Origin of the sequence: Acinetobacter oleivorans DR1, assembly GCF_000196795.1 — a bacterium.
Lineage (GTDB): Bacteria > Pseudomonadota > Gammaproteobacteria > Pseudomonadales > Moraxellaceae > Acinetobacter > Acinetobacter oleivorans.
In genome coordinates this window covers 1,131,198-1,148,185 of the sequence record NC_014259.1, presented here as the reverse complement: position 1 = coordinate 1,148,185, position 16,988 = coordinate 1,131,198, and the positions used below count along the sequence as shown (strand labels likewise).

Annotated in this window: 15 protein-coding genes; 6 read left to right on the top strand and 9 right to left on the bottom strand. The window is 38.6% G+C overall.

The genetic code is table 11. From position 1 onward, the window contains the following. Together xdhB and xdhA are read right to left on the bottom strand one after the other, a co-directional pair. A complete protein-coding gene (gene xdhB, locus AOLE_RS05345; RefSeq protein WP_013197187.1) occupies nt 1–2,376 on the bottom strand; it encodes a xanthine dehydrogenase molybdopterin binding subunit in 2,376 nt (791 codons plus the stop codon). Nucleotide 2,377: 1 nt separating this feature from the next. Then, the gene (gene xdhA / locus AOLE_RS05340; RefSeq protein WP_013197186.1) at nt 2,378–3,877 is read right to left on the bottom strand and encodes a xanthine dehydrogenase small subunit; all 1,500 of its coding nucleotides are present in this window, start codon (nt 3,875–3,877) and stop codon (nt 2,378–2,380) included. Nucleotides 3,878–4,137: 260 nt separating this feature from the next. Between xdhA and folE the strand changes: the two genes are divergently transcribed. Beyond that, a complete protein-coding gene (gene folE, locus AOLE_RS05335) occupies nt 4,138–4,686 on the top strand; it encodes a GTP cyclohydrolase I FolE (protein WP_004707702.1) in 549 nt (182 codons plus the stop codon). A gap of 148 nt (nt 4,687–4,834) precedes the next feature. Then, the gene (locus AOLE_RS05330; RefSeq protein WP_013197184.1) at nt 4,835–5,986 is read left to right on the top strand and encodes an extended-spectrum class C beta-lactamase ADC-193; all 1,152 of its coding nucleotides are present in this window, start codon (nt 4,835–4,837) and stop codon (nt 5,984–5,986) included. A 69-nt stretch (nt 5,987–6,055) separates the two neighbouring features. Here the strand turns inward: AOLE_RS05330 and AOLE_RS05325 are convergent, their stop codons facing one another. The 4 genes from AOLE_RS05325 to hemE form a co-directional block, all read right to left on the bottom strand. Then, complete coding sequence (locus AOLE_RS05325) at nt 6,056–7,939, bottom strand: Lnb N-terminal periplasmic domain-containing protein (RefSeq protein WP_023274161.1); 1,884 nt, start codon at nt 7,937–7,939, stop codon at nt 6,056–6,058. Between the two features lie 70 nt (nt 7,940–8,009). Continuing rightward, nucleotides 8,010–8,480, bottom strand: coding sequence for a DUF3015 family protein (locus AOLE_RS05320; protein ID WP_005307224.1), 471 nt, complete (start codon nt 8,478–8,480; stop codon nt 8,010–8,012). Between the two features lie 148 nt (nt 8,481–8,628). After that, the gene (locus AOLE_RS05315; protein WP_013197182.1) at nt 8,629–9,423 is read right to left on the bottom strand and encodes a DUF817 family protein; all 795 of its coding nucleotides are present in this window, start codon (nt 9,421–9,423) and stop codon (nt 8,629–8,631) included. Nucleotides 9,424–9,428: 5 nt separating this feature from the next. Further along, nucleotides 9,429–10,502 carry a uroporphyrinogen decarboxylase gene (gene hemE, locus AOLE_RS05310; RefSeq protein ID WP_013197181.1) on the bottom strand — a complete coding sequence of 358 codons (1,074 nt, stop codon included), beginning with the start codon at nt 10,500–10,502 and terminating at the stop codon, nt 9,429–9,431. Nucleotides 10,503–10,804: 302 nt separating this feature from the next. On the opposite strand from hemE, the gene AOLE_RS05305 reads away from it, so the two are divergent. Together AOLE_RS05305 and AOLE_RS05300 are read left to right on the top strand one after the other, a co-directional pair. Next, nucleotides 10,805–12,043, top strand: a complete 1,239-nt coding sequence (locus AOLE_RS05305) for a L,D-transpeptidase family protein (RefSeq protein ID WP_013197180.1) — start codon at nt 10,805–10,807, stop codon at nt 12,041–12,043. A gap of 186 nt (nt 12,044–12,229) precedes the next feature. Then, entirely contained in the window at nt 12,230–12,916 is a 687-nt protein-coding gene (locus AOLE_RS05300) for a pirin family protein (protein ID WP_013197179.1), read from the top strand. A 35-nt stretch (nt 12,917–12,951) separates the two neighbouring features. Here AOLE_RS05300 and AOLE_RS20835 read toward each other — a convergent pair whose 3' ends face one another. Continuing rightward, on the bottom strand, nt 12,952–13,188 hold the full coding sequence (locus tag AOLE_RS20835) for a hypothetical protein (protein ID WP_081399119.1): 237 nt from the start codon (nt 13,186–13,188) through the stop codon (nt 12,952–12,954). Between the two features lie 215 nt (nt 13,189–13,403). Then, nucleotides 13,404–14,027: a helix-turn-helix transcriptional regulator gene (locus AOLE_RS05295; RefSeq protein ID WP_013197177.1), complete on the bottom strand. Its 624-nt coding sequence runs from the start codon at nt 14,025–14,027 to the stop codon at nt 13,404–13,406. A 255-nt stretch (nt 14,028–14,282) separates the two neighbouring features. Here AOLE_RS05295 and AOLE_RS05290 point away from each other — a divergent pair, with 255 nt between their 5' ends. Together AOLE_RS05290 and AOLE_RS05285 are read left to right on the top strand one after the other, a co-directional pair. Next, nucleotides 14,283–15,251 carry a threo-3-hydroxy-L-aspartate ammonia-lyase gene (locus tag AOLE_RS05290; RefSeq protein WP_013197176.1) on the top strand — a complete coding sequence of 323 codons (969 nt, stop codon included), beginning with the start codon at nt 14,283–14,285 and terminating at the stop codon, nt 15,249–15,251. Nucleotides 15,252–15,364: 113 nt separating this feature from the next. Then, nucleotides 15,365–16,276 carry an ornithine cyclodeaminase family protein gene (locus AOLE_RS05285; RefSeq protein WP_013197175.1) on the top strand — a complete coding sequence of 304 codons (912 nt, stop codon included), beginning with the start codon at nt 15,365–15,367 and terminating at the stop codon, nt 16,274–16,276. 88 nt (nt 16,277–16,364) lie between these two features. On the opposite strand, the gene AOLE_RS05280 is transcribed toward AOLE_RS05285, so the two are convergent. Next, the gene (locus AOLE_RS05280) at nt 16,365–16,985 is read right to left on the bottom strand and encodes a M17 family peptidase N-terminal domain-containing protein (protein WP_013197174.1); all 621 of its coding nucleotides are present in this window, start codon (nt 16,983–16,985) and stop codon (nt 16,365–16,367) included. Nucleotides 16,986–16,988 lie beyond the last annotated feature (3 nt).

Genomic DNA, 16,988 nt, shown 5'->3' with positions numbered 1-16,988 from the left:
CTACATTTTAGCCTGTGGGCGGTCAGCCAAAGCTTGTCCTCGTCCAATCGCAATTGCGCGTAAAATTTCTTCGGCAGTTGCTGGAGCATTGAGTACGAGCGGTGCATTTTCTGGAATAGCCGCCTGTACCGCCTGACGAATTGCCGAGAAAACAGATAATGCCAGCATAAATGGCGGTTCACCTACTGCTTTGGAGCGGTAGATGGTGTCTGCCTGATTTTGGTTATCAAACAGTTTGACATTAAAAATATGAGGAATGTCCACACTGGTCGGGATTTTGTAAGTTGAAGGTGCATGGGTAAACAAACGCCCTGCGTGTGGTCCTTGTGGCTGCCAATATAACTCTTCTATCGTGAGCCATCCCATCCCTTGAACAAAACCACCCTCAATTTGCCCTATATCAATTGCAGGGTTAATTGACCGTCCAACATCATGCAAAATATCGGCACGTAATACTTTCATTTCCCCAGTTAAGGTATCTAGTGCGACCTCACTGACCGCTGCGCCATAAGCATAATAGAAAAATGGACGTCCTAAATGGTTGACCTGATCATAGTGAATTTCTGGTGTTTTATAAAAACCGCTGTCCCATAGTTGTACACGCGCCATATATGCCCGTTGAACCAAATCAGGAAAAGTCCATGAATGACCATTCGCTGTTGAAACCATACTATCTTCAAAGTGGATTTGGTCAGCATCACTATCACTTATTTCTGCTGCAAGTTTTGCCAGACGCCCACGAATTTTAATACAGGCATTTTGAACAGCTTTACCATTTAAATCTGCTCCACTCGATGCTGCAGTTGCTGAAGTATTTGGAACCCGAGAAGTATCTGTTGCAATTAAGCGAACGCTATCGATTGGTAAACCCAACTCATGTGCAGCAACCTGCCGTACTTTGGTATATAACCCCTGTCCCATTTCTGTACCGCCATGGGTGATAGAAACAGTACCATCCATATATACATAGACCAGTGCACCCGCCTGATTGTAATGTACGGCATTAAACGAAATACCAAACATTAATGGGGTTAACGCAATACCACGTTTAATGATGTCATTGTTCTGATTAAAAGTATGAATGCGCTGTTTGCGTTTCGCATAATCACTACTTTGCAATAATTCGGCTACCAATTTTGGCGCAACATTATCACGGACTTCTGCCCCATAGTGCATACGGTCACGTCCAGCACCGGACTGCTCGGCAAAGAAATTGCGCTGACGAATTTCAACTGGGTCACAACTTAAATAACGAGCAATGTCATAAATAATATTTTCAATGACAAACATGCCTTGCGGTCCACCAAAACCACGATATGCAGTATTGGACACCGTGTTGGTTTTACAACGTAAGTTACGTAGCTCAACTGCATTTAAATAATAGGCGTTACCAATATGGCAAATTGCTCGTTCATTTACTGGCCCAGAAAGATCAGCCGAAAAACCACAGTTTGAAGCCAATTGCACCTTTAAGCCTTGCAGAACACCACTGTCATCAAAGGCTACAGACCACTCATAAGCAAAACCGTGACGTTTGCCTGTAGCACTCATGTCGTCATCTCGATCTAAACGTAATTTACACGGCCGGCCTGTTTTCTGTGCTGCCAAAGATGCAATGCATGCCCACTGTGCCGACTGCGACTCTTTACCGCCAAAACCACCACCCATACGGCGACTTTCCACACTGACCTGATGCATATTCATGCCTAATGCATGACAAATCAGCAGCTGCATTTCGGTTGGATGTTGTGTCGAGCAATAGACTTTTAAGCTCTGATTTTCTTGTGGAATCGCATAGGAAATCTGACCTTCAAGATAAAAATGCTCTTGCCCACCCAGCTCAATGGTTCCAGAAAGTTGATGGGCTGCGTTTTGAAATGCTTGCTCAACTTCACCATGGCTAAATTCAACAGGCGGTAACACCCACGATTCTTTTTCAATTGCATCTTGAATCGTTAAAATCGGGGTTTCAGGCACATACTCAATTTTTGCCAAGCGAACTGCCTGACGGGCTTGCTGATAACTCTCGGCCACGACCACAAATAAGGCTTGTCCATAAAATTCGACCTGATCTTCGGCAAAAATTGGGTCATCTTTTACAATTGATCCCCAATTATTTTCAACATCAATATCCTTTGCCGAAAAAACTGCATGGACACCATCAGCCAGACGTACTGCATCCAAATCAAATTTAATAATTTTACCTTTGGCACAATTCGAAAAACCGACAGCCAGATGCAATGTATTTTCAAGCTCAGGTAAATCATCGATATAGGTCGCCTGCCCAGTCACATGTAAATGGGCGCTCTCGTGTGGAATCGAGTCGCCTGCTTTAGCGGATTTTTTAGAAACTCTTAAGTCAATGGTTTGGTTCATGTTAGATCTCCACCATAGCAATCAAGTCATTCACACGAGTAATCGCTTGAGACAGGACTTTTTCTACATAAAAACGCTGTAAACAGTTTTTCGCGACGTGTAACCGATATGCCGAGCTAGCACGTCCATCATCTAAAGGTTGATAGTCTTGCGATAATGCCTCTTGAGCCTTAGCTATCAATTCTGCTGTAAGTTGCTGACCTTCCAATATGGCTTCTGCATATTTTGCACGTTTGGGAATAGCAGCCATGCCACCAAAAGCAATTCTGACATTGTGAGCGACATGATAAGTATCTAACTCACATGAAATGGCCGCACATACCGCAGAAATATCTTGCTCAAAACGTTTAGCAATTTTATAGCTAGCAAATTTAAAACGCGTCTGTCCTTCGCGAAGCGGAATAACAATCGCCTCAACAAACTCACCAAGCTGTAATGCAGTTTTTTGATAATCGAGATAAAAGTCTTCCAAGGCGATTTCACGAGTCTGCTCACCTACACGCAAAATCAATTGTGTACCTAGCGTAATTAATGCTGGCATTGAGTCACCAATAGGCGAACCATTGGCAATATTTCCACCTAGGGTTCCTGCATTTTTAATCGGCATAGAAGCAAAACGACGCTGTAATTCTTGAAAGTCAGGATAAAACTCTGAAATTTTGATGAGTGCATCACTCAAACTGACATTTGCCCCAATCGTTAAAGTATGGTCTGTGACTACAATCTTTTTCAGCTCTTCCACCTGACCAATATAAAGCATATCGCCCAAATCACGGCCCTGCTTTGTTACCCACAAACCGACATCTGTACTACCTGCAACAATCCGTGCTTGCGGTAACTGCAAACGTAATGCGGCAAAATCCAGCAAAGTCTTTGGTGCAAAGAATTGTTGACCATGATCATTTAAATGTAATGCAGGTAATGTTTTGATCTCTTTTAATACATCAATTATTTTTTGACGGTTTAATAAAACACGCGGATAGTCATATGCTTTTTGTGCTGCATCTAAAATAGGGCGATAGCCTGTACAGCGACACAAGTTTCCAGAAAGATAATCACTGATTTTATCTTTGCTTGGAGAATGTTGTTCATTTTCGTACATTGACCATAAGGACATGATAAAACCGGGCGTACAAAAACCACATTGTGAACCATGCATATCCACCATTGCCTGTTGTACTGGGTGAAGTGTTCCATCTTGTGTAGGCAATAAATTATGCAGATCTTCTACTATAAATAGGGCTTTACCATCTAAAGTCGGTAAAAACTGAATACACGCATTCACACTGCGCAATTGCAGATTATCATTGACCAACTCACCAATCACTACTGTACATGCACCACAATCGCCCTCAGCACAGCCCTCTTTTGTACCAGTCTGCCGAGTCTTACCCGATTGAGTATATTCTCGCAAGAATTGTAAGACTGTCATGGTGGGTAATACATTTTCTACTTGTTGCTGACTACCACGAAAAAAAAAGGTGATTGGACGTTCTGACATGTTTTATCCTTATGCTCTATAGTACGGCATATTTGCAAATATGATGCCATCAGGCGATCATTTATAACTTACCTCTATTAGTTGCACATTTCATGCTCAAATAATTGACTATTAACGATAAAAAACATGAAATTTATTCACCATTTATCTAATGCGTGCCGAACAGGATAAATATAGTGCGACGAGTTATGAACATCAGGGCATGTTTCTGATACAATGCCGAGCTTGTCTAATAGAGTAAATTTATACGCCTTATGTCAATGCAGCAATCGTACGCAAACATTCTGACTGCCGTCGGTGAAGACCTTAATCGTCCCGGCCTTAAAGATACGCCTGTGCGTGCGGCTAAAGCTTTTTCATATTTAACTTCTGGCTATAGTAAAACTTTAGAAGAAGTCACCAATAATGCTGTTTTCCCATCAGATAACCATGAAATGGTATTGGTGAAGAATATTGAATTCTATTCGCTTTGCGAACATCATCTCCTTCCGTTCTATGGCCGTGTTCATGTTGCCTATTTACCAGAAGGCAAAGTTCTTGGCTTATCTAAATTTGCACGTATTACCGAGATGTTTGCTCGTCGTTTGCAAATTCAAGAAAATTTAACTCAGCAAATCGCTGAAGCTGTAGCTGAAGTGACTAGCGCACGTGGTGTGGCTGTCGTTATCGATTCAGCACATATGTGTATGATGATGCGTGGTGTAGGTAAACAGGAATCTACAACTCGTACAGTTTCTTTTGTCGGAGATTTTAAAACTGACAAAGAAGCACGCCGAGAATTCTTAAGTGCAGTACCAGAAAGCTACTAATCTGGTAACTACTGCAAAAAAGCCCGACTCAGTTGGGCTTTTTTTATATTTAGATAAAGCACTTACTCTATAAAACATAACAATCAAATTATGTGATTTTTGTTATAAAAGTACACATCTTTAATTTTAAATAATTTATGAGTTAATCATGCGATTTAACAAAATTTCTTGCTTACTTTTATCCCCTCTTTTTATTTTTAATACCTCAATTTATGCAGGGAATACACCAAAAGAGCAAGAAATTAAGAAACTGGTTGATCAAAATTTTAAACCGTTATTAGAAAAATATGATGTACCCGGTATGGCGGTTGGCGTCATCCAAAATAATAAAAAGTATGAAACATATTATGGTCTACAATCCGTTCAAGATAAAAAAGTCGTAAATAGCAGTACCATTTTTGAGCTCGGTTCAGTCAGTAAATTATTTACCGCTACAGCAGGTGGATATGCCAAAACAAAAGGAACAATTTCTTTTAAAGACACACCCGGAAAATATTGGAAAGAATTAAAAAACACACCGATTGACCAAGTTAATTTACTTCAACTTGCGACCTATACAAGTGGCAACCTTGGCTTACAGTTTCCAGATGAAGTCAAAACAGATCAGCAAGTTTTAACTTTTTTCAAAGACTGGAAGCCTAAAAACTCAATCGGTGAATATCGACAATATTCAAATCCAAGCATTGGTTTATTTGGAAAAGTTGTTGCTTTGTCTATGAATAAACCTTTTGACCAAGTCTTAGAAAAAACCATTTTTCCAGATCTTGGCTTAAAACATAGCTATGTAAATGTGCCTAAAACTCAAATGCAAAACTATGCATTTGGCTATAACCAAGAAAATCAGCCGATTCGAGTTAACCCCGGCCCGCTAGATGCACCTGCATACGGCGTTAAATCGACCTTACCGGATATGCTGAGTTTCGTTAATGCCAATCTAAATCCACAGAAATATCCGGCAGATATTCAACGCGCAATTAATGAAACACATAAAGGTTTCTACCAAGTAGGCACGATGTATCAAGCATTAGGTTGGGAAGAGTTCTCTTATCCAGCACCGTTACAGACTTTATTAGACAGTAATTCAGAACAAATCGTGATGAAGCCTAATAAAGTGACTGCTATTTCAAAAGAACCTTCAGTTAAGATGTTCCACAAAACTGGTTCAACCAACGGTTTTGGAACCTGTGTTGTGTTTATTCCAAAAGAAAATATTGGTTTAGTTATGTTAACCAATAAACGTATTCCGAATGAAGAACGCATTAAAGCAGCGTATGCAGTATTGAATGCAATAAAGAAATAATCTTTTGCTAAAACAAAAAAGGGAGAAATGATTTCGTTCATTTTTCCCTTTTTTTATTCGTAATGCTATTTAAAAGAACCAAACATATCCTAGACTTGATTTCATCCAATCTCGATGATTCTGTTGTTCATAATCCCAGTTTAATCGAACGGTATTATTACTATTAATCACATATTGCCACTGAGTATTTACTCTCAAATTCCATTGGTTTTGGTCTTCCCAATACGGCAATTCAATTTGCACCACAGAGTTGAAGTGTTCAAACCACTGATTCATACAACCTAAAGTTGGGCCCATTCCCACACGCCACCCTTTATCAAGATTTGAACCTGCTTGTAGGTAGGTTTGTAGTTGCCCATAGCAAACATGTTTGCGCTCATAGTCAGCAAAGCTATATCCAACCTGAGCATTAAAATTCGCTACACCATGCTGTTTTTCTTCACTAAAAGTACCATCATGAATCGCTTCCTGACGCCAACCTAAATTAAATCCCCAACTCAGCGGTGTTTTAAAAGGTTGAATCGGGTTATAAGAATTTACTTCTAACACATCAAGACGTTCTAATTTTAAATGGTCATTTCTCCACTGTGCATTACCATTTAAAAAGAGTAATTGAGTTCCCGCACGATATCCGCCTTGAGGATCTATCAAGTCATGATAGGCTTGGCGATGACCAATTTCGATAAACTTTTCTCCTTGAACCTCGCCTGCTTTGACTGAAATATTACGTGCATTGTGACCTTGAGTTGGCTCTTTTGTTGGTCTTTTAGGTTCTTGACGCTGTTTGTCTAAATCAATCTGGCTTCTGAGTGCTAAAAGCTGGCGCAACTGTGGCTGAGCAACGCTTTCTTCTATTTTACGGCTCGTAAATTGAAGATATAAATCATCATAAGCCATCTCTAAAATTTTAGCCTGATCTTGCTCACTAAATGATTTTAAAATCTGAGAAGACTGCTGAGTGGGCATCATCGCAATTTGATGGGCCACTTTTGCTAATGAGGCACCATGCTGATGAGCTTGGGCCAATAATTGGGTTTCCAAAGCTGGTCGATATACAGGAGCTTTGGTGAGCCCTTGCTGCTGCATCGATTTAATGGTTTCCATCGGGATGGAAGCATGAGTGAATTTCTCTTGCAGGTGAGACTCAGGTTTTACTAAATCAACTAACCCTAACAATCGATAGGCGCAGTTATCACTCACAAAGTAATAAGGAAAACTCACATGTTGCATTTCCCAAATATGGCTTACTAAAAACCGTGTTTCTTCAGGTGTTAAATTTAGCTCATATTCCCATAAATCACGGCTTTCAAAATCGCCGTACTCTTTTACTTTACGGTAATAAGGCATCAGTGAATATTCACCCGGATATTGCCCTGTTAAGCCTTTCCATGCATATGACCAGTTGTCGTTTCCAGCCACAGTTGCTGCATAATTTACAGCGTAGGAAACTAAATTTAATTGTTGCTGATCTTTCGGGTCTAAACGCAATAAAGTATGCCCAAACATGGAGCTCGGATTGCCCATAAAATCTGTCGCATAAATTAATGTCGCTTTATGAGGCTTAATCTGCCCAATCCAGTTTTCAAATTCTGAACACTTCACTTGAGGCAATTCACTTTCTTGAATGCCTACTTTTTGTATGAGCCATTGACTGCGTGCTGGAAATTTACAGCGAATCGACTGATTATCTTGAGCAGGCATGAATAATGCCGAGATGTCAGCTTTCAGTTCTTCTTTTAAATTATTTTTCCCATTTTCCGACATGAAATAGCCAGAATAAGTGACATCACTTTTATGGTCTTTATTGGCATACATGAGCCTTTGCCATGTAATGTCTTGATCTAAGTTTTTCTGTTCTGCAATTGACCAATATTTTTGAATAGATGGATTTATATCTGCTGAATATGCAGTATTCACTGCCAAAGAGGCAAAAACTAAAACAACTGACTTCATTAAGCTCATCAATTTTTATCATTAAATATAAGAAAAACCCTGCCAGACGACAGGGTTTTCAGTTTCAAACTTATACGTAAGCTTTTAAAACGTCGTCTTTAGCCATTACAGTTTGTAGTGATGCTAAAACTTGAAGAGTATTTTGGTTATTTGCAGAATAGATTTCACCAAAGTTTGCTTTTGAAACTTTAAAGAAACGGTCTTTGTCTTGAGGTTTGATTTGCATTAACTCAGCAAGTACGTTCAGGCTTTCACCTTGGCCTACAGCCATATCACGTGCTAAAGCTTCTGCATTTTCATTTGTGAATGTTACAACTTGCGCTGTTACTGTTCCGCCTTGACGGCAGCCTAAAGTACCGAAAGTGATCCCTAATAATTGGTTAGTAAAAATACCGTTTGTTGTTGCAGCAAGAATTTTAGGCGCTACTCCTTTTTTGCCTGCCCAGATTTGTGTACCTGCACCACAACCCACATCGTTGTCAGCCATTGCAACACTTGAACCAGCTGCTAATAAAGCAGCTAAAGCTAATTTTTTTAACATAGATGTAAATCTCCAAAATCATTATTGATTGTTTCTTATGTGTTGTATTGTTATGTGTAATTCTTATTACACGATATTAAAGATAACGAGAAGGCTGTGATTTAGCAATTAAAAAATAAACAATATGATAAAAAGTGCAAAAGAAAAATTATCTTAAATTCCAGTTACCTTGATTATCTCTGTTGCCTAATATTTTAAGCACCAGTACTAGACTTAAAATTAATAATAAATACCACGACCCTAGCTTGCCCCAACCGACCATATGCCAAGCATCGACCTGACTTGGATAAAGCCAGATTTTATAAAATGTACTTATATTTTCAGCAATCCAGATCAGAAACGCGAGTGTAAACAAAACAGGTAACATCGGGATTTTAAATTTATGTTCATTTATTTGAAAATAAAGTTTTGTTTTCCAAAAAATAAAAATACTAATCGCGAATAAAATATAGCGAATGTCTGGAACAAAAAATTTACTCATAAAATTTATATATGAGAAAAATGCCAGTAACAGCATAGCTCCAAAACTTGGAAGTTTTTCAAAAGACACTTGAAACAGTCGTATTGAGCGTGCAAAAAAACTACCTACAGCCGAATACATAAAACCTGCAAATAAAGGCACAGTTAAAATTTTAAATACGGCGGGCTGTGGATATTGCCACGATGCAATCGCAGGATGCGTTAGGAATATTTCCATGAACATCGCCATGACGTGAAATAAAGCAATGACCTTGGCTTCCGCCCATGACTCCAGTTTTAAATAGAGTAAGCAAATCTGAATTAAAAGTGCATAGGTCAGTAAATAATCATAACGATAGAACCCCATGTATTCATGGCTTCCCATCGGTGCTGTTAAAGCAAAAGCAATTAAAAGCAAAATACCAAACAAGGCTGCCGAAACAGCCTTGCCGATAAATTGAAACGGTAAAGTTAGATATTGCACAAAAACTATCCTAGATATTTAGCACTATACTCATGCACTGTATCTACAAAGATTTTTGGTTGTGCAGGATCCACCCATTGAGTAATCCCATGGCCCAAGTTAGCAATGTAACCCGTCTTTTCGCCATTTGCGTAGGCATCGTCTAACATCGATTTCACTGCTTTTTCAATTGAAGCAGCCGAACCGTATAAAACAGCCGGATCAAGATTCCCTTGCAGAGCGACACGTCCAGCCACTGTAGTGCGAGCTGTATTTAATGGTGTCGTCCAATCTAAACCTAAAGCATCAGCACCTGTTGTGATCATTGGTTCTAACCATTGACCACCACCTTTCGTGAACACGATGATAGGAATACGTCGACCATCTTTCTCACGTTGTAAACCTGCAATGATTTTATTCATGTAGTTTAAAGAGAATTCGACATATTCACGGTGTGCTAATGCCCCGCCCCAGCTATCAAAGATCTGGATAGCCTGAGCACCTGCATCAATTTGAGCATTTAAATAGTCAATGACTGAGTCTGCTAAATGATCAAGCAAAGCATGCAAAACTTCTGGTTGAGCGTACATCATCTGCTTGGTAAAACGGAATTCTTTACTTGAACCACCTTCAACCATATAAGTTGCTAGCGTCCAAGGGCTACCAGAGAAACCAATCAGTGGAACTTGACCACCTAAAGCAGAACGAATTGTGCTTACCGCATTCATCACATAATCAAGATCTGATTTTGCATTTAACTTTGGTAAATTTGCGACATCTTGTTCAGTACGTACAGTCTTTTGAAACTTAGGGCCTTCGCCAGTTTCAAAATAAAGTCCTAAACCGAGTGCATCTGGAATAGTTAAAATATCTGAAAATAAAATTGCTGCATCTAAATCATAGCGACGCAAAGGTTGTAAAGTCACTTCACAGGCAAAATCTGTATTTTTACATAAAGATAGGAAATCACCTGCTTGTGAACGTGTTTCGCGATATTCAGGCAAATAACGCCCTGCTTGACGCATCATCCACACTGGTGTGGTATCTACAGGTTCGCGTAACAAAGCACGGAGGAAACGATCATTTTTCAAAGTCGTCATTACCAATCTCTATCTTCTTTATGTGGCAGCATCATATCAAAAACAGAGACATTTTTATAATTTCAATTTCACACAAAAAACTCGTCAATCTACTAAAAAATGCATATTTACACAAAAGTCTACTGCAAGCCTTGGGGTTTTCTGCAATACTTGCAACATGTTACATTGGGGTCATTGGATATTCTTTTAATCACTAAATTACCAATCTTGGGCTCATAGAAATGAGTTATTGGTAATTTTATGCACTTTGAGATTAGATCAATCCCCTATTGCTTATATGAAAATTCTTAAGGTTGAATTACATGTTTGTTCGCTCATTACTCGCTATGAGTTTAAGTTGTATTATTGCTAATGTTGCTTTTGCTGCTTCAACAACTGAGCAACCCCTGAACCCTAAAAAGGTATCAGCTCCTGTAGAAGATCCGATTGATCCTTTAGCAGTAGATGCAGCTTCAACTGTAAAAGCTCAAGCTTCGACACAAATTACCGCTCAAGAACAAAACGACTTAAATCGAGCGTCAACAACATTACAAAATTTACAGAAAACTGAAGATCCAAATGCTGAATCAGGCATCGCGGCGTCTACTCCAGCTGTTGCTAAAAGCAGTGCTGCGTCTACGGCTCCTGCGACAACCGCTGCATCATGGACTTTAGATAGCTTAAACTCGGCAGAATGGTCTGAAAATATTGGTAAAGGCCAACTTCCAGTTTATGCCCGTGCCCATGTAATGCTCAATAACGCACATGCTTCGCCAGGTGCAATTGACGGCATGAGCGGTAAAAATACATTAAAAGCAATTTCTTCATTCCAACAAATGAATGGTTTATCACCTACTGGTGACCTGACCAAAGAGACTTGGGATGCATTGGTTGCTAAACAAACCAAGCCAGCATTTATTGAATACACAATTTCTGATGCTGACCTAAAAGGCCCATATGCTGAGTCGATTCCTTCTGACTACGCATTACAAGCTAAAATGAAAGGTTTGTACTACACACGTGTAACCGAAATGTTGGGTGAGAAGTTTCATATTGATGAAGCTTTCTTAAAGAAAATTAACCCAACTGCGACATTCAAAAAAGCGGGTGAAAAAATCATTGTTCCAAACGTACGCAATGATTTACCAGAAGATATTCATTTGATTATTGCCCATAAAGGTGCAAAACAATTGTATCTCTTCAATAGCCGGAACCAAATGATTGCCTCATTTCCTGCAACAATTGGCAGTACTGATACGCCTTCTCCGGCCGGTACTTACAAGGTAGTTGGTGTGGCTCGTAACCCTTGGTATAGCTATTCACCTTCGAACTTCGTACAAGGTAAAAACTTAAAACCACTTTCTTTACCACCTGGCCCGAATGCTCCAGTAGGTAATATCTGGATTGGTTTAAGTAAAAAATCTTTCGGTATTCACGGAACACCAAACCCATCTTTAATTTCTAAAACAGCATCACACGGTTGTATCCGTTTAACAAACTGGGATGCAAACGATTTAGGAAATAAAGTACGTTCTGGCGTAACCGTTAAATTCCTTGAGTAATCCATATATTCTTTAAAAGACCTGCCTTCATGGCAGGTTTTTTTATTCTTAAAAAATTGATCAATAAAAAACTTTACAACCATATCAATTATGCAACGACATGTTGCAGTTAGCCTATTTTTCTAGTCTCCATAGAACATTAATATATTTCTCAAGAGATAAATAAAAAATTTGGGAGATTAAATCATGAATACTTATCTACATCGTGGTGAAGATCGAGGACATGTAAAAGCGGGTTGGTTAGAGTCTTATCACAGCTTTTCATTTGGTAGCTGGTACGATCCTAAATATATGGGTGTTAGTGCATTACGTGTGATCAATGATGACAGAATTGATGCACATAATGGTTTTGGTACACACTCGCATGACAACATGGAAATCTTAACCTGTGTGCTAGATGGAGCAATTTCACACCGTGATACGATGGGAAATGAAGGCCAAATTAAGGCTGGTGAATGGCAACTCATGAGCGCTGGTACAGGTGTGGCTCATAGTGAAATCAACAACACTGATACGCCTGTACATTTATTACAGATCTGGATTATTCCAGACGTAAAAGAAGCTGAGCCAAACTACCAGCAAATTAGCCTTGACCCACGTAATGATCCAAACAAATGGCATTTAATCGCAGGGCCTGATGCAAATGCACCGATGCATATTCGCCAAAATACAGAGATAAAGTCAGCTGTATTGGAAAAAGGACATGAGTTAAACGTTGAGCCAGTTAAAAAAGTGAACTATGTTCACGTGATTTCAGGCGTAATCCGTATTGGTGATCAAGAAGTCAAAGCTGGCGATGCTTTCGTGTTTGAAGGTAAAGCGACGATTCAGGCAACTGAAGATAGTCAATTTATCTGGTTTGATTTACCTTAAATCATTAAAAAAGCCCTTTGCATAAAAGGGCTTTTTTAATCTCCACCGCCGCCGCTATCACAGCTGCCTGAATCTGAAGATGATGAACAATCATTTGAATAACTAGAGCTATGATGACTAGAACTATTATCGTGAAAATGATGTGTTGAAGAAGATGAATAATCATGTTCGTCAGATGACGAATTGTTTTTTAGATTTTTGATTAGAGCAATTAAGCAGATCAGTCCAATACTAGAAAAAATTGCAATAAATATAATAATAAATAAATTCAAATAACGACCTCCTCATAAAACAATAGAGATGTGTGTTGTGTTCCTATTTCATTATTTAAATGAGTCATGCTGAAGAAACAAGTTGTTTTTTGATAAATAAGAGACAACTTATAAAAACAGAAAAATTGGCAGAATAACCTTTTAAAAAGCACAAAGGTTACGCAATACCAACTTCAAAAACATTATGTTCAATCTTATAAACTATAGAAAATCTTTTAATTTTCCTTTACATATAAATAAGCACTTGCTCTTGATATACCTAAATGTTGTGCAACTGTCTCGACAGCCTTTTTAATATCTAACAAACCATTATTCTTTAACTCATGTATTAATTTTTTTCTCTCATTGAGTTTTAGCATACGCGGTGTAGTGGCATGTTTTGAGGCAAATTGATCGATATATTTCCGGATTGCTTCAGTGCCACTCGGCTCCAAATTTTCAACAATATTATCAGTTTCAATTTTAGTGAAATGCTCTAAAGCACTTTGCATCCCTCTAAATAGGGTTAAATCAATATTCATGCATAAAGCAGCCACATACTGGCCCTCTTCATCTTTAATTCCAATAGACGTGCTTTTTGCGGGACGGCCATCTGCAAACTGATTTGCATAATTTGAAATAAGGTTTGGAAATTCTGGAGACATGATTCTAGCCAATCCTAATTCAGTTGCTGGATCTCCAACTTTTCGACCAGATAAATTATTGTGTATTGAAAGTATGGCATGTTCAGGATTTGTTAAGTCATGGACCACAACTTCGCAAAAAGGAGATAGCGTTTCACTTAATCCCTTTGCAATTGTATCTAGCTGAGTGAGTAAATGTTTATCACGATTGCCCAATGTATTTCCTCCAAATGACTTAGTTACTATTTCAAACCCTAGCGTAAAGCATGCAATAGTAATTTAGACTTTTTATCTAATTTTAAACTTAATGTAAATCAAAATCTTATATCTCATTGTTATCACATTAGAAAATAAAATTAGACATTTTATCTATATATATATATTTTATCTAAACAAGGTCAGTATATTGTGCGTTGCTTGAGCAATAGTAAATCTTGCATCCAAAAACATTGAATAGCATTAGGTTTAATTATGAAAAATTTAACCCTTCCCACTTATGAAGATGTCGCAGCCGCTGCTGAACGTATAAAAGGTTTTACAAATAAAACTCCTGTTTTAACTTCACGCACTGTAAACAATGAATTTGAAGCAGAAGTATTCTTTAAATGTGAAAATTTTCAGCGTGTTGGTGCTTTCAAATTTCGTGGTGCAATGAATGCACTTTTGCAATTCAATGATGCTCAGAAAAAAGCGGGCGTGGTTGCTTTCTCTTCGGGAAACCATGCACAAGCGATTGCACTGTCAGCAAAAACTCTTGGTATTCCAGCCATAATCGTTATGCCCCAAGATGCACCTGCCGCAAAAATGGCAGCAACGCGAGAATACGGCGCTGATATTGTTGAATTTGATCGCTATACAGAAGATCGGGAAAAAATTGGAAAAGAAATAGCTGAAAAAAATGGCCTGACACTCATTCCATCTTATGACCATCCTCATGTAATTGCTGGACAAGGAACGGCTGCAAAAGAGTTATTTGAAGAAGTGGGTGACTTAGATTATCTGTTTGTATGTTTAGGTGGTGGTGGCTTATTGGCAGGTTCTGCCCTGTCTGCTCGCCAGCTCTCGCCTAACTGTAAAATATATGGTGTTGAACCTGCTCTAGGAAATGATGGACAAATGTCTTTAAGAAAAGGAGAAATTGTTCATATTGATACGCCACAAACCATTGCTGATGGTGCTCAAACTCAATATTTAGGCAAATTAACATTCCCTATTATTCAAAAGAATGTTGATGACATTTTGACAGTAGAAGATGAAGACCTGATTAGCTGTATGAAGTTCTTTGCTGAAAGAATGAAGATGGTGGTTGAACCGACCGGATGTCTCGGATTTGCTGCTGCACGTAATTTAAAGCATGAGTTAAAAGGTAAACGTATAGGCATCATTATTAGCGGTGGAAACGTTGATATTTCTAAATATGTAGAGTTTTTATCTGCTTAATAAAAATTAGTGCCTATCTATGAGTTCAGTTAATACGTCATAGATAGGCATTACATACTACTGGTCTCTCGACTTATTCGAGTCTTAATTTAAATAAACTTTTGGAGATGGTGATGAGATTTATTTCTGAGTCTGAATCTTCTACTCTCATCAATCACGAACTGGCTTATGACGCGATTTACCAAGCTTTAATTGCTGCAACTCAACCCGACACTAAAAGTTTTTCTGTGGTTCATGGTCAAGGGTCCGATAGCAAAAATACCTTTAGTGTTAAGTCATCTGCGACTCAGCACTTGGCTGGTCTTAAAGTTGGTTCTTTTTGGGAAGATAACCCTAAAAATGGTTTGCCTCGCCATAACGCACTCATTTTATTATTTAATCAGACCAACGGAAAAATGGCAGCAGCCATTGAAGCAGGCAAAGTTAATGCATTTCGAACAGCTGCATCTAATGCAGTTGCGACCCACGTACTTGCAAGAAAAGATTCAAAAGTATTGGCTGTATTTGGTACAGGAAATCAGGCCAAATATGAATGTGAGGCGCTAGCGAGAATTAAAAATTTTGAACAGATTTTGATAGTAGGGCGTGACTCAAGTAAAGCTGAACAAATGACAGAAGACATCAAACACTTAGGCGTTAAGCTTCAAATTACGAGTGCAAAAGAAGCTTGTGAACAGGCTGATGTTATTGTGACTGCAACCTCTTCGCACACTCCTCTTTTTAAAGCAGAATGGGTCAAAGCTGGCACTCATATTTCATCGATGGGGTCAGATAAACAAGGCAAACAAGAGCTTCCGCCAGAGTTATTTTCACATAGTGGTTTATTTTGTGATCTTGATGTTCAGTCTAAATTTATTGGTGAATTTCAACATGCTCCTGAGTCTACAACTTTAACAAATATAGGTGATGTGCTTTTAGCAAACGCTCAAGGTAGGCAGTCTCAGGAACAAATCACAATTTATGACAGTTCAGGGCTATCGATCCAAGATTTATATATCGCCCAGAAAATTTTAGAAATTTCTTAATCTTTAAATTTAACTGCATCATTCAGGCTGATGCAGTTAAGTTAAAACATCTTTCTTTTTATAACGCTTTGCGAATTCTTTCTTAAAATCAGAATTCATCTTGAGTAAAAACTTTGGCAAAAGACGCTATATATTGCTCAGCCTTAGCCTCATAATTTTGAAAACCTGCATCAAAAACCCATCTTTCAATTTCAGATTTTTTGACTAAATTTTGCAAATAAAGCTGATGATGTTTGTCTAACTCTTCTTTTAAAATTCTTAGCATAAGTTCATTTAAACCAGCGGGAGGATTCAGACCTGTATCTAAAATACTCGGCGCAAATGCCACACTTTTGAGTTCCAGTTGATGCGCTGTCTTTACAACAGTTTTTATCGCCGTCTCGATTCGCTCTAACGTAAACTCTTCTGGTGCCCCCATCCCGATAAGTAAAACTTTAGAGGCTTGTATCTTGGTTGGCGTTTGATTTATTAAAAGAGCATCATTCAATTTCGCACTGAACCAGTTATTTTTTCGTATTTCATTTAGTCTGCCATTTAGTGCTTCATCTAAATGTGCCAAACCGCCCGAAAAAGAGCGGTTATTCATTTCATGTTCAAAAATACAAGCACAAGAAAGTTCAACCTCGGCCGAAGCACAGTCCCAAGTCACGAGTTCGATGTCTAGATTTTGATAGTGACCAATTTTAGTTTGCTTTAAATCTGTGCTCATATT